Annotated in this window: 21 protein-coding genes, 1 tRNA gene and 1 pseudogene; 9 read left to right on the top strand and 14 right to left on the bottom strand. The window is 73.2% G+C overall.

The genetic code is table 11. From position 1 onward, the window contains the following. Positions 1-89 precede the first annotated feature (89 nt). The 5 genes from LG943_RS06955 (at position 90) to LG943_RS06935 (ending at position 4963) form a co-directional block, all read left to right on the top strand. Positions 90-998: a TetR/AcrR family transcriptional regulator gene (locus LG943_RS06955; protein WP_270071354.1), complete on the top strand. Its 909-nt coding sequence runs from the start codon at positions 90-92 to the stop codon at positions 996-998. Continuing rightward, complete coding sequence (locus tag LG943_RS06950; RefSeq protein ID WP_270071353.1) at positions 995-1897, top strand: BKACE family enzyme; 903 nt, start codon at positions 995-997, stop codon at positions 1895-1897. The genes LG943_RS06955 and LG943_RS06950 overlap by 4 nt, the downstream gene beginning before the upstream one ends. Positions 1898-2142: 245 nt before the next feature. Beyond that, on the top strand, positions 2143-3174 hold the full coding sequence (locus LG943_RS06945) for a 3-hydroxyacyl-CoA dehydrogenase NAD-binding domain-containing protein (protein WP_270071415.1): 1032 nt from the start codon (positions 2143-2145) through the stop codon (positions 3172-3174). Next, a complete protein-coding gene (locus LG943_RS06940) occupies positions 3171-3623 on the top strand; it encodes a thioesterase family protein (protein WP_270071352.1) in 453 nt (150 codons plus the stop codon). The genes LG943_RS06945 and LG943_RS06940 overlap by 4 nt, the downstream gene beginning before the upstream one ends. Positions 3624-4057: 434 nt before the next feature. Next, a complete protein-coding gene (locus tag LG943_RS06935) occupies positions 4058-4963 on the top strand; it encodes an SAM-dependent methyltransferase (RefSeq protein ID WP_270071351.1) in 906 nt (301 codons plus the stop codon). A 183-nt stretch (positions 4964-5146) separates the two neighbouring features. On the opposite strand, the gene LG943_RS06930 is transcribed toward LG943_RS06935, so the two are convergent. Further along, positions 5147-5611 carry an NUDIX domain-containing protein gene (locus LG943_RS06930; RefSeq protein WP_270071350.1) on the bottom strand — a complete coding sequence of 155 codons (465 nt, stop codon included), beginning with the start codon at positions 5609-5611 and terminating at the stop codon, positions 5147-5149. 316 nt (positions 5612-5927) lie between these two features. Here LG943_RS06930 and LG943_RS06925 point away from each other — a divergent pair, with 316 nt between their 5' ends. Next, entirely contained in the window at positions 5928-7025 is a 1098-nt protein-coding gene (locus LG943_RS06925) for an MBL fold metallo-hydrolase (RefSeq protein WP_270071349.1), read from the top strand. Positions 7026-7113: 88 nt separating this feature from the next. On the opposite strand, the gene LG943_RS06920 is transcribed toward LG943_RS06925, so the two are convergent. The 4 genes from LG943_RS06920 to LG943_RS06905 form a co-directional block, all read right to left on the bottom strand. Further along, a complete protein-coding gene (locus LG943_RS06920; RefSeq protein ID WP_270071348.1) occupies positions 7114-8208 on the bottom strand; it encodes a helix-turn-helix domain-containing protein in 1095 nt (364 codons plus the stop codon). 161 nt (positions 8209-8369) lie between these two features. Continuing rightward, on the bottom strand, positions 8370-8921 hold the full coding sequence (locus LG943_RS06915; protein WP_270071347.1) for a PIN domain-containing protein: 552 nt from the start codon (positions 8919-8921) through the stop codon (positions 8370-8372). Between the two features lie 12 nt (positions 8922-8933). Continuing rightward, complete coding sequence (locus tag LG943_RS06910) at positions 8934-9404, bottom strand: helix-turn-helix domain-containing protein (protein ID WP_270071346.1); 471 nt, start codon at positions 9402-9404, stop codon at positions 8934-8936. A gap of 169 nt (positions 9405-9573) precedes the next feature. Continuing rightward, positions 9574-9646, bottom strand: a tRNA-Asn gene (locus LG943_RS06905). A gap of 150 nt (positions 9647-9796) precedes the next feature. Here LG943_RS06905 and LG943_RS06900 point away from each other — a divergent pair. Then, positions 9797-10153, top strand: a complete 357-nt coding sequence (locus LG943_RS06900) for a hypothetical protein (RefSeq protein ID WP_270071345.1) — start codon at positions 9797-9799, stop codon at positions 10151-10153. Positions 10154-10158: 5 nt separating this feature from the next. Then, on the top strand, positions 10159-10695 hold the full coding sequence (locus LG943_RS06895) for a hypothetical protein (protein WP_270071344.1): 537 nt from the start codon (positions 10159-10161) through the stop codon (positions 10693-10695). Positions 10696-10842: 147 nt separating this feature from the next. Here LG943_RS06895 and LG943_RS06890 read toward each other — a convergent pair whose 3' ends face one another. Then, complete coding sequence (locus LG943_RS06890; protein ID WP_408648556.1) at positions 10843-13803, bottom strand: FAD-binding and (Fe-S)-binding domain-containing protein; 2961 nt, start codon at positions 13801-13803, stop codon at positions 10843-10845. A gap of 167 nt (positions 13804-13970) precedes the next feature. Between LG943_RS06890 and LG943_RS06885 the strand changes: the two genes are divergently transcribed. Continuing rightward, the gene (locus tag LG943_RS06885; RefSeq protein ID WP_270071343.1) at positions 13971-14552 is read left to right on the top strand and encodes a pyridoxamine 5'-phosphate oxidase family protein; all 582 of its coding nucleotides are present in this window, start codon (positions 13971-13973) and stop codon (positions 14550-14552) included. Positions 14553-14661: 109 nt separating this feature from the next. Here LG943_RS06885 and LG943_RS06880 read toward each other — a convergent pair whose 3' ends face one another. The 8 genes and pseudogenes from LG943_RS06880 to chvE form a co-directional block, all read right to left on the bottom strand. Next, positions 14662-15378 carry a DUF998 domain-containing protein gene (locus LG943_RS06880; protein ID WP_270071342.1) on the bottom strand — a complete coding sequence of 239 codons (717 nt, stop codon included), beginning with the start codon at positions 15376-15378 and terminating at the stop codon, positions 14662-14664. A gap of 284 nt (positions 15379-15662) precedes the next feature. After that, positions 15663-17015, bottom strand: a complete 1353-nt coding sequence (locus tag LG943_RS06875) for a glycoside hydrolase family 18 protein (protein ID WP_408648555.1) — start codon at positions 17013-17015, stop codon at positions 15663-15665. A gap of 208 nt (positions 17016-17223) precedes the next feature. After that, the gene (gene rpoD, locus LG943_RS06870) at positions 17224-18378 is read right to left on the bottom strand and encodes an RNA polymerase sigma factor RpoD (protein WP_270071341.1); all 1155 of its coding nucleotides are present in this window, start codon (positions 18376-18378) and stop codon (positions 17224-17226) included. A gap of 86 nt (positions 18379-18464) precedes the next feature. Further along, positions 18465-20348: a DNA primase gene (gene dnaG / locus LG943_RS06865; protein ID WP_270071340.1), complete on the bottom strand. Its 1884-nt coding sequence runs from the start codon at positions 20346-20348 to the stop codon at positions 18465-18467. Positions 20349-20455: 107 nt separating this feature from the next. Continuing rightward, a complete protein-coding gene (mmsB, locus tag LG943_RS06860; RefSeq protein ID WP_270071339.1) occupies positions 20456-21754 on the bottom strand; it encodes a multiple monosaccharide ABC transporter permease in 1299 nt (432 codons plus the stop codon). 6 nt (positions 21755-21760) lie between these two features. After that, the gene (locus tag LG943_RS06855; RefSeq protein ID WP_408648561.1) at positions 21761-22807 is read right to left on the bottom strand and encodes an ATP-binding cassette domain-containing protein; all 1047 of its coding nucleotides are present in this window, start codon (positions 22805-22807) and stop codon (positions 21761-21763) included. Between the two features lie 27 nt (positions 22808-22834). Then, a pseudogene (locus LG943_RS27745) lies at positions 22835-23227 on the bottom strand (ATP-binding cassette domain-containing protein); the annotation flags it as partial. Between the two features lie 103 nt (positions 23228-23330). Further along, positions 23331-24422, bottom strand: a complete 1092-nt coding sequence (chvE, locus tag LG943_RS06850) for a multiple monosaccharide ABC transporter substrate-binding protein (protein WP_270071337.1) — start codon at positions 24420-24422, stop codon at positions 23331-23333. Positions 24423-24470 lie beyond the last annotated feature (48 nt).

The following is a 24470-nucleotide window of genomic DNA, read 5'->3' as shown; positions in this document are numbered from 1 at the left end:
GATCACCGAGTCAGTCATGTTGCGATAACCCGTGGCAGGGCGCATGCACCGTTGCGATTTTCGCCAGCGCCCTGGTACGGTCGCCACTCGTGAGCGCGACGAACGCGGCGGGCGGCGCCCCCGATCCCCTTGAGGGCCTGCGGCAGCGGGTCCGCGAGCTGATCGTGCGCTCGGGGCGCTCCCAGCGGGAGTTCGCCGACCTCATCGGGCTGGAGCCCTCCAAGCTGTCGAAGTCGCTGAAGGGCACGCGGCGGCTGTCGGCCGAGGAGCTGATCCGCGTCGCCGAGGTCGCCGGGGTCACCGTCAACTGGCTGCTGCACGGCAGCGACGACGCGGCCACCGTCGTGGCCGTGCCCCCCAAGGTCCGCGCACCGGCCCCGCCCGCCGAGCGGGGCGCCGAACGCGCCGCCGGCGCCGAGCGCCGCCGCCAGATCATCGAGGCCGCGCACCGCCTCATCGCGGTGCACGGCTACCACAGCGTGCGCACGGTGGACATCGCGCGCGCCTGCGGCACCTCCAGCGCCACCATCCACTACCACTTCCCGGCCCTGCGCGACCTGCTCGACGAGGCGCTGCGCTCGGCCGCCAAGCAGGCGTTCGACCGGCAGGTCGCGGTGCTGCACACCGTGCCCTGCGCCCGGACCCGGCTGCACCGGCTGATCGAGCTGCAACTGCCCTACCCCGGGCTGCTGCGCCGAGAGTGGTCGATCTGGCTTCAGGTGTGGACGGAGTCCGCGCTCAACCCGCAACTGCGCGAGCTGCACGCCGCCCACTACCAGCGCTGGCACGACACCATCGCCCGCACCCTGCGCGAGGGGATCGAGGCGGGCCAGTTCCGCGAGTTCGACGCGGAGGCCATGGCGACGCGGCTGACCGCGCTCATCGACGGCCTCGGCATCCAGGTCATGACCGGGCGGCCCGGCCGCACGGTGGAGGCCATGCGCGACGCCCTGCGCGAGTTCGTCGCCACCGCCATCGAAGGAGGCTCCCAGCCGTGAACGAGACCATGAACACCGACGTCATCCTGACCGCCGCGCTGACCGGCGCGGGCGACACCGTCCGCAAGAGCGAGCACGTGCCGGTGACCCCGCGCCAGATCGCGGAGTCGGCGGTGGCCGCCGCCGAGGCCGGCGCCAGCGCGGTGCACATCCACGTCCGCGACCCCGAGACCGGCGCGCCCTCCCGCGACAACGCCCTCTACCGCGAGGTGGTGGAGCGCATCAAGGAGACCGGCGTCGACATCGTCATCAACCTGACCGCCGGCATGGGCGGCGACCTGGTGATCGGCCAGGACGACCCGCTGGCGTTCGGCGAGGGCACCGACCTGGTCAACGGGCTGGACCGGCTGCCGCACGTGGAGGAGCTGCTGCCCGACATCTGCACGCTGGACTGCGGCAGCCTCAACTTCGGCGACGGCAGCCTGGTCTACGTCTCCACGCCCGACATGCTGCGCGCCGGCGCCAAGCGCATCCAGGAGCTGGGCGTGCGCCCGGAGCTGGAGATCTTCGACACCGGGCAGCTCTGGTTCGCCAAGCAGATGTACGCCGAGGGGCTGATCGACGACCCCGCGCTGTTCCAGTTGTGCACCGGCATCCCCTACGGCGCCCCGGCCGACCCCGGCGTGCTCCAGTCGATGGTGCGGCTGCTGCCCGAGGGCGCGCAGTGGGCGAGCTTCGCCATCGGGCGCATGCAGATGCCGTGGGTGGCGCAGTCGATCCTGCTCGGCGGGCATGCCCGCGTGGGGCTGGAGGACAACCTGTACCTGAGCCGGGGGGTGAAGGCCACCAACGCCCAGCTCGTGGAGAAGGCGGTGGGGATCATCGAGTCGCTGGGCGCCCGCGTGGCCACGCCCGAGGAGACCCGCGCCAAGCTCAAGCTGCGCAGCGCCGCCCGCTGAACCGCGCCGCGCGACCGCACGCCGCCGACCCGCACCTGACACGCACTGGCATGCACTGGCACGCAGCCGACACCCGGAGGGGGACCACCGTGACACCACCCGACCAGCAGCCCGCCCGTAGCCGACCGCAGGGCGCGCCGGGCGCACCGGCGGTCCCGGAGGCCGTGGAGGCTCCGGGCGCCTCGGAGTCCTCGGGCGCCCCGGCGGCCGCCGACCGCCCGGCCGGCGTCGTCGCCCCCGAGCGGGTGCGCACCGTCGCCTGCGTGGGCGCGGGCGTGATCGGCGGCGGCTGGGTGGCGCACTTCCTGGCGCGCGGCTACCGGGTGACCGCCTGGGACCCGGCGCCCGACGCGGAGCGGCGGCTGCGCGACCTGGTCGACTCCGCGTGGCCGGCGCTGACGCGGCTGGGCCTGGCCGAGGGGGCGTCGACGGCCGACCTGACGGTGGCGCCCACCCTGGCCGAGGCGGTCGCCGGCGCCGACTTCGTGCAGGAGAGCGCGCCGGAGCGGCTGGAGCTGAAGGTCGACCTGCTCGCCGAGATCGACGCGGCGGCGCCCGCGCACGTGGTCGTCGGGTCCTCCACCTCGGGCTACTCCATGTCGGAGATGCAGGTGCGGGCGGCGCGACCGGGCCGGCTCGTGGTGGGCCACCCGTTCAACCCGCCCTACCTGGTGCCGCTGGTGGAGGTCGTCGGCGGCGCGGCCACGGACGCGTGGGCGGTGGAGTGGGCGTCGGAGTTCTACCGGGCGGCGGGCAAGTCGGTCATCACCATGGACCGGGAGCTGCCGGGGTTCATCGGCAACCGCATCCAGGAGGCGGCCTGGCGGGAGGCGCTGCACATGGTCGCCAACGGCGAGGCCACGGCCGAGCAGATCGACCTGGCCATGACGGCGGGGCCGGGGCTGCGGTGGGCGTTCTTCGGCCCGTGCCTGACCTTCCACCTGGCCGGGGGCGAGGGCGGGATGGCGCACATGCTCGACCACTTCGGCCCGTCGCTGAAGTCGCCGTGGACGCGCCTGGAATCCCCCGAGCTGACACCGGAGCTGCGCGACGCGATGGTGCGGGAGACCGACGAGGTCGCCGCCGGGCGCAGCAACGCCGAGCTGATCGCCCAGCGCGACCGCCGCCTGATCGCGGTCATGCGCGCCCTGGCGGAGGTGGAGGCCGAGGAGGCGGCGGAAGCGGCGGAGGCGCGGGAGGCGGAGGGCCGGTCAGCGGAGGCGCGGGCGGTCGGCGGGGACCGGGAAGACCGGGCGGCCGCGCAGGTGCGGGCGTGACGGCCGCCGACACCGGGCCCGTGGTGCTCCGCCAGCCGGTCCGCCCGGAGTGGATCGACTACAACGGCCACCTCAGCGAGGCGTACTACGTGCTGGTGTTCGGCTTCGCCACCGACGCCCTGATGGAGCGGGTGGGGCTGGACGCCGCCTACCGCGAGGCGACCGGCCGGTCGCTGTACACGGTGGAGGCCCACGTCCGCTACCTGCGCGAGGTCCCCGCCGACACCGAGGTGGAGGTGCGCACCCGGATCCTGTCGGTGGGCGCCAAGAAGGTGCGCTTCTGCCACGAGATGCTCCTGGACGGCGACCTGCGCGCCACCGAGGAGCTGATGGCCCTCCACGTCGACCAGGAGGCGGGCGCGGCCACCCCGTTCCCACCCGAGGTCGCCGACCACCTCACCCGCCTGGTCGAACCCGCCCCCGACTACGCGGGCCGCGCGATCGGCTGACCGCCGGGCAGCGGGGAAGCGGGAAGCGGGGAACCGGTGGCCGTGCCGCCTGAGGCACCCATCCCCATGGGCCGGCCTCCGGCCCAGGCACACGGCATGGCCACCGGTACTCACGTCGGAGGGCTGAGGTGGCGGCAAAGGCGGCAACGGCAGCGGGGTGCCGGCCCTTCCGTCGCCGCCCCCGCCGCGACGGCCGCTGACCGCTCGGGAAAACACCCACGGCACGGCGCGCGCACGCACCTCGGTTCCCATCAGCACCGGCGGCCGGATGCGGACACTCCGGCGCTCTCTCGTTGACGTGCGTCGACATGCCCGTGCCTCCGTAAACGATCACGGAGCGAGGCGAACAGGTAACCCTCGCGAGGCGACAGGCATAGACTCCGAGGTTACCGACGACCTGCCTGCTTCAACCCCCCGAAGAGGACAGCGACGCCATGCCTGCTCCCGACTCCTCCTACCTGCAAAGAGCCGGCGCGTTCATGAAGAACGCCAGCCGGCGGTACGCCCCCCGCGAACCCACCATCGACACCACCAAGGCCAGTATCGCGCGGGTGTACTCCTACTACCTGGGCGGCAAGGACCACTTCCCGGTCGACCGCGAGATGGCCAACTACGCCGAGGACGTCGTCCCCGGCGTCACCGAGCTGGCGCTGGGCAACCGGGCCTTCGTCCAGCGCGCCACCCGCTACCTGGCGGCCGAGCGCGGCCTGCGCCAGTTCCTGGACATCGGCTCGGGCCTGCCCACCGACGGCAACGTCCACGAGATCGCGCACGAGTCCACCCGCGAAGCCCGCGTGGTCTACATCGACAAGGACCCGATCGTGCAGGCGCACGCCCGCGCGCTGCTCGCCGACAACGCCACCACCACGGTCCTCGCCGAGGACCTCCTCCAGCCCGAGACGATCCTCGCGGAGGCCGAGCGCAGCGGCCTGATCGACCTGACCAAGCCGGTCGCCCTGATGCTCGGCGGGATCCTGCACCACATCGAGGACCACGACGACCCCGCCGGGCTCACCCGGCGCCTGTGCGCGGCGCTGTGTCCGGGGTCGTACCTGGTTATCAGCCACTTCTGCCGCCCCGACGAAGCGGATTTCCCCGAGGACGCCGACCACGCCCGCCGCCTGGAGGTGGCGTTCATGGCCAAGCTGAAGGCGGGCCGCTGGCGCTCCACCGAGCAGGTCCGCGCCTACTTCGGCGACTGGTCGCTGGTGGAGCCCGGTCTGGTCCCGCTCAACAACTGGCGGCCCCTGCCGCCCAGCGCCAAGGTCCCCGGCTCCTACCTCATGCCCGCCCGCAACATGCGCCTGATCATCGGGGGAGTCGCCGTCAAGGAGCCGTAGCCCCAGCGGTCGTCCCGTGCGCGGCGGAGCCCCGGCCGGTCCGGGCGGGCGCCATCGCGATGCGTCGCCACAGCCGTGCGGCCATCCCGATGCCGCCTCCCGAATCCCGTCCCCGCCCCCTCTTTCGCCCTCCCAGCCCCCGGCTTTCCCCGGCCACTCCCCGCCACGCCCGCCCTTCCGGGCTCAGCCGCGCACGGCTTCCACCAACCGGTCCAGGAACGGCACCTGGCCTTTGACCAGCTTCAGACGCGCCGCCGCCAGCCCGAACCACTCCGCCCGGTCGACCTCGGGGAACTCCTCGGTCCGGCCCGAGCGCGGCGGCCACTCCAGGGTGAAGGTGTTGCTGGAGATCCTGGCGGCGTCGAAGTCCGCCGCCAGCGCGAAACAGGTGACCACCTTGCCCGACTGCCGCACCTGCCCCAGGTCCACCACCCGGCCCTCGGGCGCGGGCCGGCCCATCTCCTCGGCGAACTCCCGGTAGGCCGCCGCCAGGGGCTCCTCGCCCTCGGCGTACTCCCCCTTGGGCACCGACCACGCCCGCTCGTCCTTCTTCGCCCAGAACGGCCCGCCCATGTGGGCGAGCAGGACCTCCAGGCCGTCCTCGCCGCCCTCGCGGTGGAGCAGCAGCCCGGCGCTCAGCCTCGTCATGGCGCCAGCATGCCATCCGGCACCGACGCTCCGCCGAGGATTCGCCGATGGTCCGGCAGGGGACCGCCGCCGGTAAACCAACGGCCCCCCGATCCGCCGCCGGTCCGCCAACGGACGTCTCCTCCTCCCCCGATCCGTTACCGGACCCCCGCCGACGGGGCGGCGCCACCAGGGCTCATACCGGACCTGGGGGTTAGCGGCCACTTCCGTATTGGACAGGCATGACCGGCTCTGGTGTGCTGAGCCGCGTCGACGCTTCACCCGAGGGCGCCATCGGGCCTGTCCCACCCCTGTTCACGTGAAAGCAGGTACCGCCATGTCCGCCGGGCCGACCCACACCTCCCTCACCGCCAACTCCACCTCCGCCACCGCCGAAGCGGCCGACCGCTCCGGCCCCTCCCGCCGCTCCCTGCTGCTCGCCGCCGCCCTGCTGCCCGTGGCGGCGGGGGCGGCGGCGGGCGCGGCGGCCGGTCCGGCCGCCGCCTCGGCCACCGCGCCGGGCGGCCGGGCACCGCACGCCTCCGGCGACGCCCAGCGCCACTACGACCGCGCGGCCCGGATCGCCGGCGACGACCCGGTGCTGCTGGCCCTGATCAAGGCGCTGTCGCCGGACGCCGTGTTCCCGCCCGGCCAGGCGCCCGAGCCGATCCGGGTCTTCGACAACGTCGCGATGGTCAACACCAAGATGGTCTCGGCCACGGCGATCACCACGTCGGCGGGCGTCGTGCTCCTCGACGCGCTCAGCACACCGGAGGAGGCCGAGCAGGTCCTCCTGCCGGGGCTGCGCGCGGTGGACATCGACCCGGCGCGCATCACCCACGTGGTCGTCACCCAGGCCCACTACGACCACTTCGGCGGCGCCCAGTACCTGGCCGACCACTACGGCGCCCGGGTGATGATGTCCCCGGCCGACTGGGACTTCGTCGCCGCCGACGCCCCGCCCAACGCGCCGGTGCGCGACCTGGAGATCCACGACGGCCAGCGGCTGACCGTGGGAGACACCACGATCACCCTCCACCACACCCCCGGCCACACGCCGGGGACCGTCTCGCCGGTGTTCCCGGCGCTGTGGAAGGGCACCCGCCACCCGGCGATGCTGTGGGGCGGCACCAACCCGCCCGCCGCGACCGAGGACAAGCGGATCTACCTGTCCTCGGTCCGCACCTTCGCCGAGCGCATGCGCGCGGCGGGCGTGGTGGCCGAACTCAACAACCACCCCGGCGCCGACTACGGCGTGGCCCGCATGGAGCAGCTCCGCGCGGGAGCGGCGGAAAACCCGTTCCTCATCGGCCGCGCCCGCGCCCAGCGCTTCATGGACGTCATGGACTCCATGATCCGCGGCCGCATCGCCACCGACGAGGAATCCCCCACCCCCGCAGCCGCACCCGCCTCCACCACCCGGTCGTGCTGCTGACCGGCCCCCACACCCGCGGCGACGGCTCCCCCGAAAAGGACGGGGCCGCCGCCGCGCGCGTCGAACAGGAGGCGCTGGGGTGGGAAAGTCAATCCGCCGCTTCCTCGGTGAGTTGTTCGGCGGAGACCTGGCCGCGCAGCATCTCCACCGCTCGGGCGGGGGTGATCGCGCGGGCGCGCAGCGCCGCCACCACGGCTGAGGCGTAGCGCGGCGGGACCAGCACCGACGACAGGTCCGGCTGCGGCTTCCACCCCACCGCGTCCCGGAACTCCACGTCCGTGGGCGTGCGGGCGCGCAGCCGCCGCACCTCGTCGGGCGGGGCGGAGGCCGCGCGCTTGTACTGGGTGACGGCCAGGCTCCAGGACACCCGGTAGGTGGCCGAGACGCGGACGAGTGCGAGGCGGCGCGCCTGTTCGCCGCTCTCCCCGGCGACGGCGCCCACCGCGCTGCTCGGCAGCAGGAACTCCGCGGCGAACGCCTCCACGGTCTTCTCGCGCTCCTCGCGGGACGCGTGGACGCCCAGGTCGCTGGAGAACTCGTCGCCCAGGACCATGTGCCCCAACTCGTGTGCGGCGGTGCTGCGCCGACGCCCCGGCGCCTGGTCCGTGCCGACCACGGCAACGGCGATGTCGCCGTCGACCAGCGAGGCGCCGTCGGAGGCGAGGGCCAGGACCGCGACGAACTGGCCGGCACGCTCGGAGGCGTCGGCGACGGAGTCGATCGGCTCGGTGCCCAAGCCCAGCTCGTGCCGCACCCACAGCGCCGCCCGGCCGCCGTCCTCGGGGCCGCTCACCTTCTCCCGGTACCGCAGAAGCGGGCGCGGCAGGAGGAAGCCGTCCTGCACGAGCTGGCGCACGTCCCGCAGCCACTCGGAGAGCAGGACCTCGGTGGTGTAGGCGCTGCGCGCGGCATCGCTGTCGCCGACGTCCTCACTGTCGGCGATGGACGCCCGCCGGGAGACCACCTCCGGCAGCGGATTCAGCAGGTGGGAGACCGGTACGCCCAGGGCGCGCGCGATCCGCGTCAGCTCCACCGCGTCGATGCGGCGGTCACCGCTCTCCAGCTTGGAGACCATGCTGCGCTCCAGACCCACCGTGTCGGCGAGAGCCTGCTGAGACAGCCCAGCGGCGGCCCTGCTCGCGCGCACGCGCTCCCCGATCCGCGACCAACTCAGGTCCTCCATATGTGCGATGATCGCACAATCGAGGCGGGAATACCGGAAGTTCGAAGTGAGAGTATTCGCCGACCGGCGGTCCTGTGGCGTTGCGGCGGCCGGGGGCCGCGCTGGTGACTCGCCTGCGTGGCCGGACATGCGCGTGAGCCGGGCGGCCACCGGCCCGGCCGCTATCGCAGGTGACGCCGTACCTCGGCGGCGAACTGGGGGACTCCGCTGCGTTCCAGCAATGCCAGTACGCCCGCGACCGTGGTGGGTTCCCGCCGGTATGAAGCGGCTTGGCCTTCCAAGACCCCCAGAGTCAACCCCGGGTAGAGGTCGAGTTGGTCCAGCAGGAAATCGTCCGGGCTGACCGCGAGGATGTCATAGGGTTTCAGCGCCGTATCGGGGAAATCCTTGAGATTGAAGGTAACGACGACTTCCGCGTTGGCGCGCACCGCCGCAGCGAGGACGTGGCGGTCCTTGCGGTCGTTCTCCATGCCGTCGATAAGTGCCTCGTAACCGGTCACGAGTGCGTCCGGAAAAGCGCCCGCCATCTGCCTGATCCGGCGATCGACGGGTCCGGTCGGCAGCCCGCGCCCGACCAGGTTCCTGCGAAGTTCCGCCAGGACGTGTTCGGACCAGAGGGGACGGTAGGTTTCCGCCTCGGCAAGCCGCAAAAGAGTGTCGGACAGGTATGCCGGATAGAGGACACACGTGTCAAGAAATGCAGGGTAAGCCACGGAGGGACGCTTTCACCGGGTTTCGCGGGGGAGGGATGTGGCGTCGTAGAGTCCGGATTCCTCGCCTTCGGCCGCCATGTCGTCGAGTGTCTGGCGGCGTTCGCGGCGAGTGCGCTCGCGGTAGTCCAGGACGTCGCGGAGCATGACTCTGCGGTGCCGGCCGCGCATGGTGAAAGGGATTTCTCCCTCGGTCAGCAACCGCACCAGGGTAGGCCGGGAAATGTTGAGCAGGTCGGCGGCTTCCTGCGTGGTCAGCATGGTGTTGTGCGGGGCGATCGACACCGCCATGCCTTGGGACAGGGCGGCCACGGCATCGCAGAGGACACCGTACAGCTCGTCAGGGACCTCGACCTCAGAACCGTCCGGGCCCACCAGTCGGGCCCGCCCCTGGCAGGCGGATCCTCCCAGCTCACGAGCCAGCCTGGTGAGAGCCGTTCGGTCCTCAGGCGGCAGGACCGTGCGTTCGTACAGTGTGCTGGCCATGCCACCATGGTAGCAACATTCGAAAAAAACGAAAATGGCGTCCGGTGTGTCCGTGCTTCTTTGCGGCTGCCCCCGGCATCTCGCCGGGACCTGGCTGCCGTGGTGATCGGCCCAGACATGGGAATACAACAAAGCCCCGGCATTGCCGGGGCTTGTGGTGTGCGGTGTGCTCCCGCGACTGGACTCGAACCAGTAACCTGCCGGTTAACAGCCGGCTGCTCTGCCAATTGAGCTACGCGGGATGGTTGCTCGGCGCCTCGGGGTCGGGGGTTCCGTCGCCCCCGTGGCGACAGGAAATAGACTAGCGCATGCCCGGACGTGCTCGTGACAGGTTTTTCCGCTGGCACGGGGTAACGTCGCTGACGGCAGCACCGTCGACCGGAGAGGGACCTATGCGTTACCGGATCACGTTCGTCGCCGGACTCGCCGTGGGGTACGTCCTCGGGGCCAAGGCCGGAAAGGCCCGTTACGAGCAGATCGTGCGCCTCGCGCGCAGTGTGGTCGACAGTCCCGCGGTGCAGGAGACCGCCGGAGTGGTGGGAGCCCAGGTCGCGGGGGCGGGCAAGGCCGCCTACCACCGGATCAGCGACCGGCTGCCGGTCACGTCGCTGAAGGACTTCCTGGCCCGGCCCACCGAGGAGGAGGCCGACGAACTCGACCCCACCGTGGTCGAGGGCATGCCCACCAGCGGGTCGAGCGACAACCGGCTCAACGGGGCGGGGCCCGACTCCCCCGGGAAGGACCGCTGACCCCGATGCGCCTACCCGGCCGCGCCGCGCTGCCCGCCGACGTCCGCGCCCGGATGCGGCTGGCACGCGGCGAGCGCGTGCTCGCCCACACCGGCGCGGCCGAAGGCGCCCTGGTGGCCACCGACCGCGCCCTGCACCTGCCCGACGGCCGCGCCGTGCCCTGGGAGCACGTCGACCGCGCGCGGTGGACCGAGGACGCCTTCACGTTCGTTGAGGAGGGCCGGGGCGAGCACCGGTTCGCCGTCGCCGAGCCCGGGCGGCTCGCCGAAGTCGTCTACGAGCGGGTGACCGCGACCATCCTCGTCAGCCGGCACGTGCCGCTGGTCTCCGGCGCCGGCTCCGGCACGGACCCCGGCGCAGACACCGCCGCCGCCCCGGGGGCCGCCGGGCGCGGCTTCCGGCTGGTGGCGCGGCGGCCGCCGGGCGGCTCCGAGGTCACCTGGCAGGTGCACATGGACGAGGGAGTCGACCCCAAGGACCCGCACGTGGCGGCGCGGGTGGCGCCGGCCCTGGCGGCGCTGCGGGAGCAGATGGGCGTGTAGGGGCGGCGGGCCGGCGGCGCACGTCAGCGCTCCTGAGCGCGTACCTGCAACAGGGACCTCGACCGTCCCTCGCGACGGCGTCCCCTCCCCTGGCCAGCGGGGAGGGCGCCCGGCGGCGCCCTCCCCCTGGCCGGGCTTCCTCCCCCGTCAGCCCTCGCGGTCGCGGCGGGCGATGCCCTCCGCCAGTGCCTCGGCCAGGTGGACGGCCGGGCGGTCCGTCTCCTGGTCGATCTGGGTGCGGCAGCTAAAGCCGTCGGCCAGCACCAGCGTCTCCGGCGGTGCCTCCCGCACGGCCGGGAGGAGGACGCGCTCCCCCACCGCCTTGGACACCTCGTAGTGCTCGGCCTCGAACCCGAAGTTGCCGGCCAGCCCGCAGCAGCCCGAGTCCAGCACCTCGCCGTCGATCCCGGCGCGCGCCATCAGCGCCCGGTCGGCGTCGAAGCCGATCACGGCGTGCTGGTGGCAGTGCACCTGGCTGATGGCGGCGGCGTCCAGGCGCGGCGGCTCCCAGTCGGGGGCGAACTCGTTGAGGAACTCGGCCAGGGTGTACACCGACTTCGCCACGCGCTGGCTCGGCGCCCCCGGCAGGAGTTCCACCAGGTCCGAGCGCAGCGCCGCCGTGCAACTGGGCTCCAGCCCCACGATGGGCGTCCCGGCCGCCACGTGCGGGGCCAGCGCGCGCAGCGAGCGGCGCATCACCGCCTTGGCGACGTTGAGCTGGCCGGTCGACACCCACGTCAGCCCGCAGCACACCTGGCCCTGCGGCAGCACGACGCGGAACCCGGCGTCCTCCAGCACCCGCACGGCCGCCGCCGGCACGCGCGGGTTGAGGTAGTTGCCGAAGGTGTCGGGCCACAGCACCACCTGGCCGCGCTCGGCGCCCGCCGCGGGCCGCGCGCCCCGGGCCGCCCCGGCGGCCCGCGCCGCGCCGCCGCCCGCCGCCGCGCGCCGCTCCCTGCGGCGGAACCAGCGGGTGAACGTCGTGCGGGCGAACTCCGGGATGGAGCGCTGCGGCGCGATCCCCCCGACCCGCTTGACCAGGTCGCCCAGCCCCCGCGCCGCGCCCACCCGGTTGACCTCGGCCGGGGCCAGCGCCGCGAACCGCGCCCACAGCGGCAGCCACCCCATCGAGTAGTGCGACGCCGGCCGCACCCGCCGCCGGTAGTGGTGGTGCAGGAACTCCGCCTTGTAGGCCGCCATGTCGACGTTGACCGGGCAGTCGCTGCGGCAGCCCTTGCACGACAGGCACAGGTCGAGGCTGTCGCGCACCTCCTCGGAGTCCCACCCGTCGGTGATGACCTCGCCGTTGACCATCTCGAACAGCATCCGGGCGCGCCCGCGCGTGGAGTGGCGCTCCTCCTTGGTCACCATGTAGCTCGGGCACATCACGCCCGACCCCTCGTGGCGGCGGCACTTGCCCACGCCCACGCACCGGCGCATCGCCCGCGCGAAGTCGCCCTGGTCCTCGGGGTAGGCCAGCACGGTCAGCGGCCCCCGCGTCACCGTCGCCACGCGCAGGTCGGCGTCCAGCGGCCGGGGGTCGACGATGTTGCCCGGATTCATCAGGTTGCGCGGGTCGAAGACGGCCTTGAACTCGCCGAACGCGCGCATCAGCCGCTCGCCGTACATCCGGGGCAGCAGCTCCGAGCGCGCCTGGCCGTCGCCGTGCTCGCCGGACACCGACCCCCCGTGCGCGGCCACCAGGTCGGCGGCCTCCTCCATGAACGCGCGGAAGCGGCGCCGCCCCTGCTCGCCGGCCAGGTCGAAGTCCACGCGCACGTGCAGGCAGCCCTCGCCGAAGTGCCCGTAGACCACGCCCCGGTACCCGTGGTCGGCCATGAGGCGGTCGTAGGCCCGCAGGTAGGAGCCGAGGTTCTCCGGCGGCACCGCCGCGTCCTCCCAGCCCGGCCACGCCTCGGTGCCGTCGGGCGCCCGGGTGGCCAGGCCCGAGCCCTCCTCGCGGATGCGCCACAGCGCCCGCATGTGGGCGGGGTCGGCGACCACCGCCGAGTCCACCGGCCGGGCCGCGCCGGTGAGCCCGCGCAGCATGGCCCGGCCCTTCTCGGCGGCCTCGTCAACGGAGGCGCCGCCGACCTCCACCATCAGCCAGGCGCCGCCCTCGGGCAGCGGGGTGCGGGCGCCCGGGCGGCGCACGCTGGCCAGCAGGTGCTCGTTGAGGCCCTCGACGGTGAGCGGCCCGTGCCCCAGCAGCTCGGGGACGGCGTCGGCGGCGGCCGGGGCGTCGGGGTAGCCCAGGACCACCAGGATCCGCGCGGCCGGCGCCTCGACGAGCTTGACCGTGGCGCCGAGCACGGTCACGCACGTGCCCTCGGTGCCGGTGAGGGCGCGGGCGAGGTGGCCGCCGTTCTCCGGCAGCAGGCGGTCCAGGGAGTAGCCGGAGACGCGGCGCCGCAGGCGGGGCATTCCGGTCCGCAGGTCGCCCATGTAGGTGTCGACCAGATCGCGCAGGGCCGCGTAGACCTGCCCCTCGCGCGTGGGTTGGGCCGCCAGCCGGAGCAGGTCGTCGCGGCCGGTCGCGCCGACCGTCATGCGCGTGCCGTCGTGCAGCAGCACGTCCAGCGACTCCACGTTGTCGGCAGTGGTGCCCCAGGCCACCGAGTGGGAGCCGCAGGAGTTGTTGCCGATCATGCCGCCCAGCGTGCACCTGCTGTGGGTGGAGGGGTCGGGGCCGAACGTCAGCCCGTGCGGCGCGGCGGCCGCGCGCAGGTGGTCCAGCACCACCCCGGGCTGCACGCGGGCGGTGCGGGTGCGCGGGTCGACCTCCTCTATCGCGGTGAGGTACCGGGAGGTGTCCACGACCAGGCCGGGGCCGATGGAGTTCCCGGCGATGCTGGTGCCGCCGCCGCGCGTGGTCAGCGGCACGCCGTAGGCGGAGCAGGCCGCGACGGCGGCGACGACGTCGTCCACGGTGCGCGGCCGCACCACGCCCAGGGGGACGTGCCGGTAGTTGGAGGCGTCGGCGGTGTAGAGGGCCCGCGTACCCGCGTCGAAGGCCACCGTCCCCGATACGTCGCGGCGCAGCGCGCGCTCGAAGCCGTCGAGGTCGGTGTCGTCGTGCGGAGTCGCTGGGGAGATCATGTCGGGCATGTCACCAGCGTGGCGCGCCGCGCCTGGAGTGACAACAGATGCGTACCGCCGATTCGCGGCGGGAAGCGTGGAGAGGGCGGGGGTGCGGCGGACGGTGGGGCGGGCGGGGGCGCGCCGCCGTTGCCTACCTGACAGCGGATGGCAGCCACTCCGCGCAGACTGGTGGCATGGCGACGACTCCCGACTCCACCACCTCCACCGGCGTGCCCGCCCAGGCGGCCGCCCGTGCGACCGGCCCCGCCCGCACCACCGACGACCTCCGCCCCGCCGCCGACCGCGCGGCCACCTGGGGCGAGTTCTCCCGGGCGGATCCCGACTTCGCGGAGGTGGTGGGCGCGGCGTTCCGCGCGGCCAAGCACCACGTGCTGGCGACCCTCCGCAAGGACGGCGCGCCCCGGGTCAGCGGCACCGAGGTGGACTTCCGCGGCGACGAGATGCTGTTCGGCTCCATGCCCGGCGCGCGCAAGGCGCGCGACCTGCAACGCGATCCGCGCTTCGCGCTGCACGCCATGCCCGGCGACACCTCGATGGAGCCGGGCGATGTGAAGGTGTCGGGGCTGGCCCTGGAGGTGCGCGACACGGCGGAGCTGGCCCGCGTCCTCGCCGCGGACGAGGAGGTCGGCGAAGGCGTCCACGTCTTCCGCCTGCTCCTCACCGATGCCGTGCTGACGACCGTGGAGGGCGAGGAACTGGTCGTCCGCACCTGGCGCCCCTCGACGGGCCTGCGCGAAATCCGCCGCGCGGGCTGAGCCCCGGCCCGGCACCCCGCCGCCGCCCCGTCGCCCCGGCCAGATCCACGCCGAGCCGCTGACCGCCGAGCCCGGGCACCCGCCGCCCTTGCTCTCCCGAGCGCGTGGGCTACGGGACAGCGGACGGGGACCGCCGCTCGGCGGGCCGGGCTGCCGGGGCGGCGAGGAGGCGGACGGCGGCGTAGGCCGTCCAGACCACCACGGGGAACACCCACAGCCTTTCCATGCCGCCCAGGCCCAGGCCGAGGCCGGCCTCGACGGAGTACAGCAGGCTCGCCGTCACCCCTACCGCGCCCGCCACCAGGGCCGACAGGCGCAGGGCGCGCAGCGGGCCGCCCGAGGCGCCCGCCGCCAGGGCGATCAGGCCGCCGTTGCCGACCGCCAGCAGCAGCGCGCCCACGGCGTGCTCGGCCGAGTGGACGTCCGAAGGCGCGAGACCGATCACGACCCAGCCGACGGCCTGGACCAGCAGCAGCGCACCGCCCAGCCACGCCGTGAGCCGCCCCCGGCGCGGCCACAGCGACGTCACCAGCGCCACGCCCGCCATCAGCAGCACCCCCTCCAGCACGAACGACACGTTCATGAGGTCGTGCAGGGGCGAGCAGACATAGCGCAGTTGGGGTGCGTCGCCGCCCGTGCCGCAGGAGACCGCGCCCAAATCGCTGACGTTGTGGCGCGCCCAACTGTAGGGCTCGGGCCAGGCGGACTGCACCACCAGATGGGCCGTGAGCAACTGCACCGCGCCCAGGATCCACAGCACCGCCCCGGCTCGGGTGCGGCGCGGCGCGCGGTCGACGCGGGTCGGCTTCGCGGACGGAGCCGCCACGGGGGGTCCGGCTGCCGCCGCCCCCGATACGCCTTCGGTCTGTGCCGACGGCTCCCTCGCGGGTGCTGCCTCGGGCTGGATGCCGGGCTTCGTCTCGGGCTGGGTCGCTGCCTCTGTCGGTCGCCGTGTCATGGGTGGGAGACTGCTCCTCAGGCCGTTGGCGTCAGTGTCCGGGCACCGGGTCGCTGGGGGCCGACCGGTGCCGACCCGCTGCACTACCCGCCCAGACGCGGCCCAAAAGCGCACCCCCGGACCCTCACCCGAGGTCTCTCACCCGAGCGCGCTCACCCCAGGTGCTCGTCCATCGCCCGCACCAGCTCCGCCTCGGGGTCCATGTCGAGGTTCCACAGCATCAGCCCGCCCAGCTCGTAGTGCCGCACGTAGTCCGCCTTCTGCGCGACCACCTGGGGCGTGTCGTAGGACCACCACTCGTCCCCGCTCACCAGCCACTGGCTGGCGCTCTCCGCGTCGTGGAACCGCCGCCCCGACCGCCGTTCCAGCTCGGCGTAGGAGGCCGCGCCCTCGCCGTAGTCGCCCTCGGCCGGTGCGGGCGCCGGGGCGAAGCGGCCGAACGACGCGTCCTCGCCCGTCTCCACCCCCTCCCAGCCCCGCCCGAACCCGGGGAAGCCCACCACCAGCTTCTCGGCGGGCAGGCCGTGGTCCAGGTAGGCGCGCACCACGCTGTGGACGCTCTCCTCCTCGGGCGCGCCCTCGGGGGCGTAGAGCTGGGAGTGGTGCCCGGTGGTGTCGCTCCACGGCCCGGTGAGGTCGTAGCCCTGCACCGTCGCGAAGTCCACCGGCCCGAACACCTCCGGCTCGTAGCTCTCCCGCATCCGCTCCGCGTCGCCCGCCACGGACACCGACAGCGTGTACTCGCGCCCCGTCTCCTCCGCGAGCGCGTCCAACTGCCGCCGGAACTCCGCCACCAGCAGCGTGAAGTTGCGCCGGTCGGCGGGGTGCTCGGTGTTGTCGGGGTGCCCGCCCCCGCCCGGCCACTCCCAGTCCAGGTCCACGCCGTCGAACACCCCGGCCGCCGCGCCTTCGCCGCCCTGCGGCTCGCCGTCGACCACCGGCAGGTCGCCCCGCAGCCACAGGTTGACGCACGAGCGCACCAGCTCGCGCCGCGACTCCTCGGTGCGCGCCGCCGTGGAGAAGTGCGTGGAGGTGTTCCAGCCGCCCAGCGAAATGCTGGCGCCCAACCGGGGGTGGCTCTCGCGCAGCTTGCGCAACTGGTTGAGGCCGCCGGCCAGCGGCTGCTCGTAGGTGTCGGCCCGCCCGTCGACGCTGTCCTCGGCGGAGTAGCGCCGCTGGTAGACCTCCCACGCGCGGCTGTCCGCGACGGGGATGTGGCAGCGGCCCTCGGGCGAGATCTCGCCGAAGGCCCACATCAGCCGGGTGAGGCGGTCGGCCGCGCCGCTGTCGGCGACGTCCTTGATGCGGTAGCCCCGGTTGGCGGTGTTCCAGTCGGCGAAGTAGGCGATGCGGTGCACGGACTCCCCCCGTACGGCGTCGACGGCCACCAGGGCGCCGGCCACGAGCGCGAGCGCCCCCGCGCCGGCCGCGCAGCCCAGCAGCAGCCGGCGCCACCGGCCCGGCGGCCGGAGGGTCCGCGCGTGGCGCCGCCGCGAAGGAGTCACACGGGCCAACGTAACCGGGCTCGGCGCGCGGGTGGCCGGTGCGACCACATCAGGCCGACCCCGCCCCCGCCGGAACTCGCGGCCCGCCGCGGGCGTTGTCCTGGGCTGCGCCGCCCGGTCCGCCCCGGCCGCGCCCCCGCGTCCGCCGTGGCACCGCCGCGCGGGCACCGCCCGAGGCCGCTGCCCTCCCGGCTCCCGGTCCTCCGCACTACTCCAGGTAGTCGCGCAGGGTCTGGGCGCGCGAGGGGTGGCGCAGCTTGGCCAGGGTCTTGGACTCGATCTGGCGGATGCGCTCGCGGGTGACCCCGAACTCCCGCCCGACCTCCTCCAGGGTGTGGGGGTGGCCGTCGCGCAGGCCGAACCGCAACTGGATGATGCGCTGCTCGCGCTCGCTGAGCGCGCCCAGCAGCGCCACCAACTGGTCCTGGAGCATGGTGAACGCCGCCGCGTCGATCGGCGCCACGGCGTCGGAGTCCTCGATGAAGTCCCCGAAGTCGGAGTCCTCGTCGCCGATGGGCGCCTGGAGCGACACCGGCTCCTGGGCGATCCGCTGGATCTCCTGCACCCGGTCGTCGGCGAAGCCCAGCTCGCGCGAGATCTCGGCGGGGGTGGGCTCGCGGCCCAGCTCCTGGTGGAGCTGGCGCTGCACCCGCATCAGCCGGTTGATGGTCTCGACCATGTGCACCGGGATCCGGATGGTGCGCGCCTGGTCGGCGATGGCGCGGGTGATGGCCTGGCGGATCCACCAGGTGGCGTAGGTGGAGAACTTGAAGCCCTTGGTGTAGTCGAACTTCTCGACCGCGCGGATCAGCCCGAGGTTGCCCTCCTGCACGAGGTCGAGCAGCAGCAGGCCCCGCCCCAGGTAGCGCTTGGCGATGGACACCACCAGCCGCAGGTTGGCCTCGATCAGCCGGTGCTTGGCGCGTTCGCCCTCGGCCACGAGGAGTTCGAGGTCGGCGGCGCTGGGGTGGCCGCGCGGTGCGGGCACACCGGCAACTCCGGCCCCTCCTCCCCCGCCCGCCCGGCGCAGCTTCTCGGCCGCGAACAGCCCGACCTCGATGGCCTTGGCGAGGTCGACCTCCTCCTCGGCGGTGAGCAGGGGCACCCGGCCGATCTCGCGGAGGTAGATGCGCACCAGGTCGCCGGCGGGCGCGCGGCGCTCGGGGTCGGCGGTGGGGGCGGGGTCGTCGGAGGCGGGGTCGATGACGTCGACCCCCTGCTGGGCCAGGCCCCGCACCACCTGGTCCAGGAACTCGGGCGGGGCGTCGAGGCGGTCCAGGGCGGCGGCGACGTCGGCGACGGTCACCATCTCCCCGGAGCCCGCGTCCGCGACCAATCGCGCCACCTGTGCGATCGGTGGCATTTCACCGGGCAGCACCGAAAGAGCCACCCCTACAGTGTGCCTGATCCCCTCGCGAAATAGTGAGAACTATTTTTGTCACCCCGGTGCTACGGCGCCCCCGCTGCGCGCTCGCGCATCAGCCGTCTCTGCTGCTCAACGGTCATGAGTTCGGCGAAAACCGCCTGGTACTCATCGGCTTGGGCGGCGGGGTCGAGCCTGGCGAGCCGGGATTTCAGGTTTGCGACTTGGCGATTGATGGAATGAACCTTGATCGTGCCCAGAATTTCCCGGGCGTAATGCTCGTCAAGTTCTCCATAGACCTCGATCGGCTCCACCGCCAGCCGGGTCACGAACGCCCGCTGGGGGTCGTTGGGCGCGGCGTCGCGCAGCCGGGTGGCCCACTGGTGGGGCTCGGCCACCGCACGCACCCCGCCCAGGCCCGTGATCAGCTCGTGCACGGCGCGGTGCTGGGGCACGGTGAAGGACTCGGAGTCGAGGTCGTCGAACTCCGCGGCCAGGCCGGGGTACTGCACCGCGATCTTCAGCGCCTGGCGTTCGCGCTGGAGCGAGGGGTCGCGCAGGTCGTAGGGCGCGGCGTCGGCCGCGCCGGGCGGCGCCGGGGGCGCGGGCCGGCGGGCCGGGCCGCCCGAGCGGTGGCGGGCCACGTGCTGGGCCACGCGGCGCTGCACGAACGCCTCGTCCATGATGCCCAGCCAGTGGTCGAGGTTGACGCCGTAGAGCTTGCGCACGCCTTCGTTGCGGATGCTGGCGACGATCTCGGCGGCGGCGTCGAGCCCGGCCATGCGGCCCTCGGCGGTGTCGAGGTCGTACTGCTGGATGACCGTGCGGATCATGAACTCGTACAGCGGTTTGCGGTTGGCCACGAGGTCGCGCACGGCGGCGTCGCCGCCGCGCTGGCGGAGGTCGCAGGGGTCCAGGCCGTCGGGCTGCACGGCGACGAAGGTCTCGGAGGCGAACCCGTGCTCCTCGGCGAAGGCGCGCACCGCCGCCTTCTGCCCGGCGGCGTCGCCGTCGAAGGTGAACACGACCTCGCCGCCCTGGTTGGAGCGGCCCAGCAGCATGCGGCGCAGGATCTTCAGGTGCTCCTCGCCGAAGGAGGTGCCGCAGGTGGCCACCGCCGTGGTGACGCCCGCCAGGTGGCAGGCCATGACGTCGGTGTAGCCCTCGACGATGACGGCGCGGCGCTCGCGGGAGATGTCGCGCTTGGCGAGGTCGAGGCCGTAGAGCAGGTGGCCCTTCTTGAAGATCGGGGTCTCGGGGGTGTTGAGGTACTTGGGGCCGTCGTCGGTGGCGGGGTCGAGCTTGCGGGCGCCGAAGCCCACGACGTCGCCGGTGACCTCGCGCACCGGCCACACCAGGCGGTTGCGGAAGCGGTCGTAGGCGCCGCGCCGGCCCTGGCTGGCCAGCCCGGCGGTGATCAGCTCGTGGTCGGTGAACCCCTTGCCGCGCAGGTGGGTGGTCAGCGCCTCCCAGCCGCCGGGGGCGTAGCCCACCCCGAAGTGCTCGGCGTCGGCCCGGCCGAACCCGCGTTCGGCGAGGAAGCGGCGGCCCTCCTGGGCGGCGGGGGTGAGCAGTTGCTCGGCGTAGAAGCGCTGGGCCTCGCGGTGGGCCTCGATGAGCCGCTGGCGCTGGCCCTGGTCGTGGCGGGCGGTGGAGCGGCCGCCCTGCTCGTAGCGCAACTGGATGCCGGCCTGCTGGGCGAGGGACTCCACCGCGTCGACGAAGCTGAGGTGCTCGATCTCCTGGATGAAGCGGATGACGTCGCCGCCCTCGCCGCAGCCGAAGCAGTAGTACAGCCCCCGGGCGGGGGTGACGTTGAAGGACGGCGACTTCTCGTCGTGGAAGGGGCACAAACCCTTCAGCGAGCCGCCGCCGGCGCTGCGGAGCTGAAGGTACTCCCCCACCACGTCGGCGATGGGTGAGCGTTCGCGCACGAGCGCGACGTCTTCGTCTCTGATCCTGCCTGCCACGGTTCCTCAGCCTAGTTCTCCGCCTGAGCGCTCGGCCACGGCAGTGCCTCGGCTGTGGAAAAGAGGGGCGGGCGGCTCCTCCTGCACAGGAGCCGCCCGCCCCCGCCTCACCGGCCGCGCCCGGGCGCGGCCGCCGGCTCCTCGGGCCGCTCGGGCGGCTCGGGCGGCTCGGCCTGCGCCGCCGGGGGGCCGTCGGGCCGGCCGCGGGAGGAGCGCAGGAACGCCGGCACGCCGCCGCCCCGCCCGAACCCCAGCCTCCTCTTGTTGTAGATGTCGAAGGCCACGGCCGCCAGCAGCACCAGGCCCTTGATGGCCTGCTGCCAGTCCACGCCCAGCCCGATGATGGACATGCCGTTGTTCATCACGCCCATGACCAGCGCGCCCACGATGGCGCCCATGACCGTGCCCACCCCGCCCGAGGCCGAGGCGCCGCCGATGAACGCGGCCGCGATGGCGTCCAGCTCGAACATCTCGCCGGCGCCGGGCGTGGCGGCGTTGAGCCGCCCGGTGAACACCAGCCCGGCCAGGGCCGAGAGCACGCCCATGTTGACGAACACCCAGAACGTGGTGCGCTGGGTCTTGACCCCCGACAGCCGGGCCGCCTTCTCGCTGCCGCCCACCGCGTAGACGCGCCGTCCGATGGTGGTGGACTTCATCAGGAACGAGTAGCCCACGATCAGCACGAGCAGCAGCAGGCCCACCACCGGGATGCCGTTGTAGTCGGCCAGGGCGTAGGCGAACAGCATGACCACGACCACGGTGGCCGCCGACTGCGCCGCGGTGAGCCCGGCCGCCGGCGCGGGCAGCCCGTGGCGCAGGCTGCGGGCGCGCACCCGCCACTGGATCCACACCAGCGCCGCCGCCCCGGCCGCGCCCAGCGCCAGGGTCAGCAGGTGCGGCCCGTCGGGGGTGACGTCGGGCACGAACCCGCTGGCCCACATCCGCAGGGAGTCGGGCAGCGGACCCACCGAGCGCCCGCCCAGCACGATGAGGGTGGCGCCGCGGAAGATCAGCATGCCGGCCAGGGTGACGATGAACGCCGGTATGTGCACGTAGGCGATCCAGAACCCCTGCCAGGCGCCGATGAGCCCGCCCATGGCCAGGGCCAGCGGTATCACCACGTAGACGGGCAGCCCCACGTCGGTGAGCAGCACCGCCGCCACCGCGCCGGTGAACGCCACCACCGACCCCACCGACAGGTCGATGTTGCCGGTGACGATCACCAGCATCATGCCGATCGCCAGGATCAGCACGTAGGAGTTCTGCATGATGACGTTGGTGATGTTGAGCGGGCGCAGCAGCAGCCCGCCGGTGAGGATCTGGAACAGCACCACGATGACCGCCAGCGCGATCACCATGCCGTACTGCCGCGCGTTGCCGCGCAGCAGCTCGCGGATTGCCTCCATGGGTGGTCACGCCCCCGTCTGGGTCATCAGCTTCATCAGGGACTCCTGGTCGGCCTCGGGTCCGGGGAGCTGGCCGGTGATGCGCCCGGCGCACATGGCGTAGATCCGGTCGCACATGCCCAGCAGCTCGGGCAGCTCCGAGGAGATGAGCAGCACGCTCGCGCCCTCGGCCGCCAGGCGCCGCACGATCAGGTAGATCTCGTACTTGGCGCCGACGTCGATGCCGCGCGTGGGCTCGTCCAGGATGAGTAGCTCGGGCTCGGCGAACATCCACTTGCCCAGCACGACCTTCTGCTGGTTGCCGCCGCTCAGCTCGCCCGTGGGCTGGAGCACGCCGCTGCTCTTGACGCGCATGCTGCGGCTCATCTCGGCCGCGGCCACCGCCTCGCGGGCCGGGTCGATGACGGTCGCCCGGCTGACGCGGCCCAGCGCGGCCAGGGTGAGGTTGCGGCGGATGTCGTCGTCGAGGATGAGCCCCAGCTCCTTGCGGTCCTCGGGCACATAGGCGATGCCGCCGGCGATGGCGTCGCCGACGTCGCGCACCCGCAGCGGGCGGCCGTCCTTGTAGACGGTCCCCGACACGTAGCGGCCGTAGGAGCGGCCGAACACGCTCATCGCGAGTTCGGTGCGCCCGGCGCCCATCAGCCCCGCCAGGCCCACGATCTCGCCCCGGCGGATCTCCAGCGCGGCGTTGTCGACCACGCGGCGGCCCGCCTGGGTGGGGTGGTCCACGGTCCAGTCGGCGACGGCGAACCGCACCGGGCCGATCTCGGCGGTGCGCGGCGGATAGCGGTGGTCGAGGTCGCGGCCGACCATCGCGCGGATGACGCGGTCCTCCTCCACCCCGCCCCCGGCGGTGTCCATGGTCTCCACCGTGCGCCCGTCGCGCAGCACCGTGATGGTGTCGGCGACCCGGGTGACCTCGCCGAGCTTGTGCGAGATCAGGATGGAGGTGATGCCTTGCGCCTTCAGCTCCAGCAGCAGGGCCAGCAGGTTGTCGCTCTCGGTCTCGGTGAGCGCCGAGGTCGGCTCGTCCAGGATGAGCAGCCGCACCCGCTTGGACAGCGCCTTGGCGATCTCCACGAGCTGGCGCCGGCCCACGCTGAGCGCGGCGACCGGCGCGGTGGGGTCCTCCTCCAGGCCGACCCGGCGCAGCAGGTCGCGGGCCGCCGCGGCGGTCCGGCCCCAGTCGATCAGGCCGAACCCCCGCGTGCGCTCGTTGCCCAGGAAGATGTTCTCGGCGACGGACAGCTCCGGCACCAGCGCCAGCTCCTGGTGGATGATCGCGATCCCGGCGCGCTCGCTGTCGCGGATGCCGGAGAACGCGCGCACGTGCCCGTCCACGAGGATGTCACCGGTGTAGGAGCCGCGCGGGTAGACCCCGCTGAGCACCTTCATCAGCGTGGACTTGCCGGCGCCGTTCTCGCCCATCAGGGCGTGGATCTCGCCGCGCCGGACCCGCAGGTCCACCGCGTCCAGCGCCTTGACGCCGGGGAACTCCTTGGAGATGCCGCGCATGTGCAGGATCAGGTCGTCCATGGCGGTCTCCTTCGGCACAGCCACCACCGCACTCGCCTCACTCCAGCTCCGCGGCCTCGTAGTAGCCGCTGTCGATCAGCTCCTCCTGGTAGTTGTCGGCGTCCACCGACACCGGCTCGATGAGGTAGGCGGGCACGACCTTGACGCCGTTGTCGTAGCTCTCGGTGTCGTTGACCTCGGGCTCCTCGCCCTGGACCACGGCGTCGGTCATGGCCACGGCCACCTCGGCGAGTTCGCGGGTGTCCTTGAAGACGGTCTGGGTCTGCTCGCCGGCGATGATCGACTTGACCGAGGCGACCTCGGCGTCCTGGCCGGTGATCACGGGCAGCGGCCGCTCCTCGGTGCCGTAGCCCACGGCCTTCAGCGAGGAGATGACGCCGATGCTGATTCCGTCGTAGGGGGAGAGCACGGCGTCGACCTCCTCGTCGGAGTAGTGGGAGCTGAGCAGGTTGTCCATGCGGGACTGGGCGGCGGAGCCGCTCCAGCGCATGGTGGCGATCTGGTCCATCTCGGTCTGGCCGCTGCGGACCTCCAGCACGCCCTCGTCGATGTAGGGCTGGAGCACCGACATCGCGCCGTCGTAGAAGAAGTAGGCGTTGTTGTCGTCGGGCGAGCCGCCGAACAGCTCGATGCTGAAGGGGCCCTCCTCGTTCTCCAGGTCCAGGGCCTGCTCGATGTACTCGGCCTGGAGCACGCCCACCTGGAAGTTGTCGAAGGTGGCGTAGTAGTCGACGTGCTCGCTGCCGTTGATGAGGCGGTCGTAGGCGATGACGGGGATGTCGCTGTCGGCGGCCATCTGGAGGGTGTCGGTCAGCGCCTCGCCGTCGATGGCGGCGATGACCAGGGCGTCCACCCCGCGGGTGATCATGTTCTCGATCTGGGAGACCTGGTCCTCGACCACGTCCTCGGCGTACTGGAGGTCGGTGCCGTAGCCGGCCTCCTCGAACAGCCGGACCATGTTCTGGCCGTCGGCGACCCAGCGGTCGGAGGACTTGGTGGGCATGGCGATGCCGATGGTGCCGTTCTCGCCCTCGGGCTGGGCGGCGTCGCCGACGCCGCCGCACGCGGTCAGCAGCAGGGCCATGACCAGGGACAGGGCCGCCGCGAGGGCGGCGGGGGTGCGCTTCATCGTGTCACCTTCGTTCTCGGGATGGGGGGTGGGTGAAAACAGGTGATG

This window comes from Streptomonospora mangrovi, from assembly GCF_027604915.1.
In the GTDB taxonomy this organism is placed as follows: Bacteria; Actinomycetota; Actinomycetes; order Streptosporangiales; family Streptosporangiaceae; genus Streptomonospora; species Streptomonospora mangrovi.
Note: the sequence above shows the minus strand (reverse complement) of the source record. Positions and strands in the feature narration are given on the sequence as shown.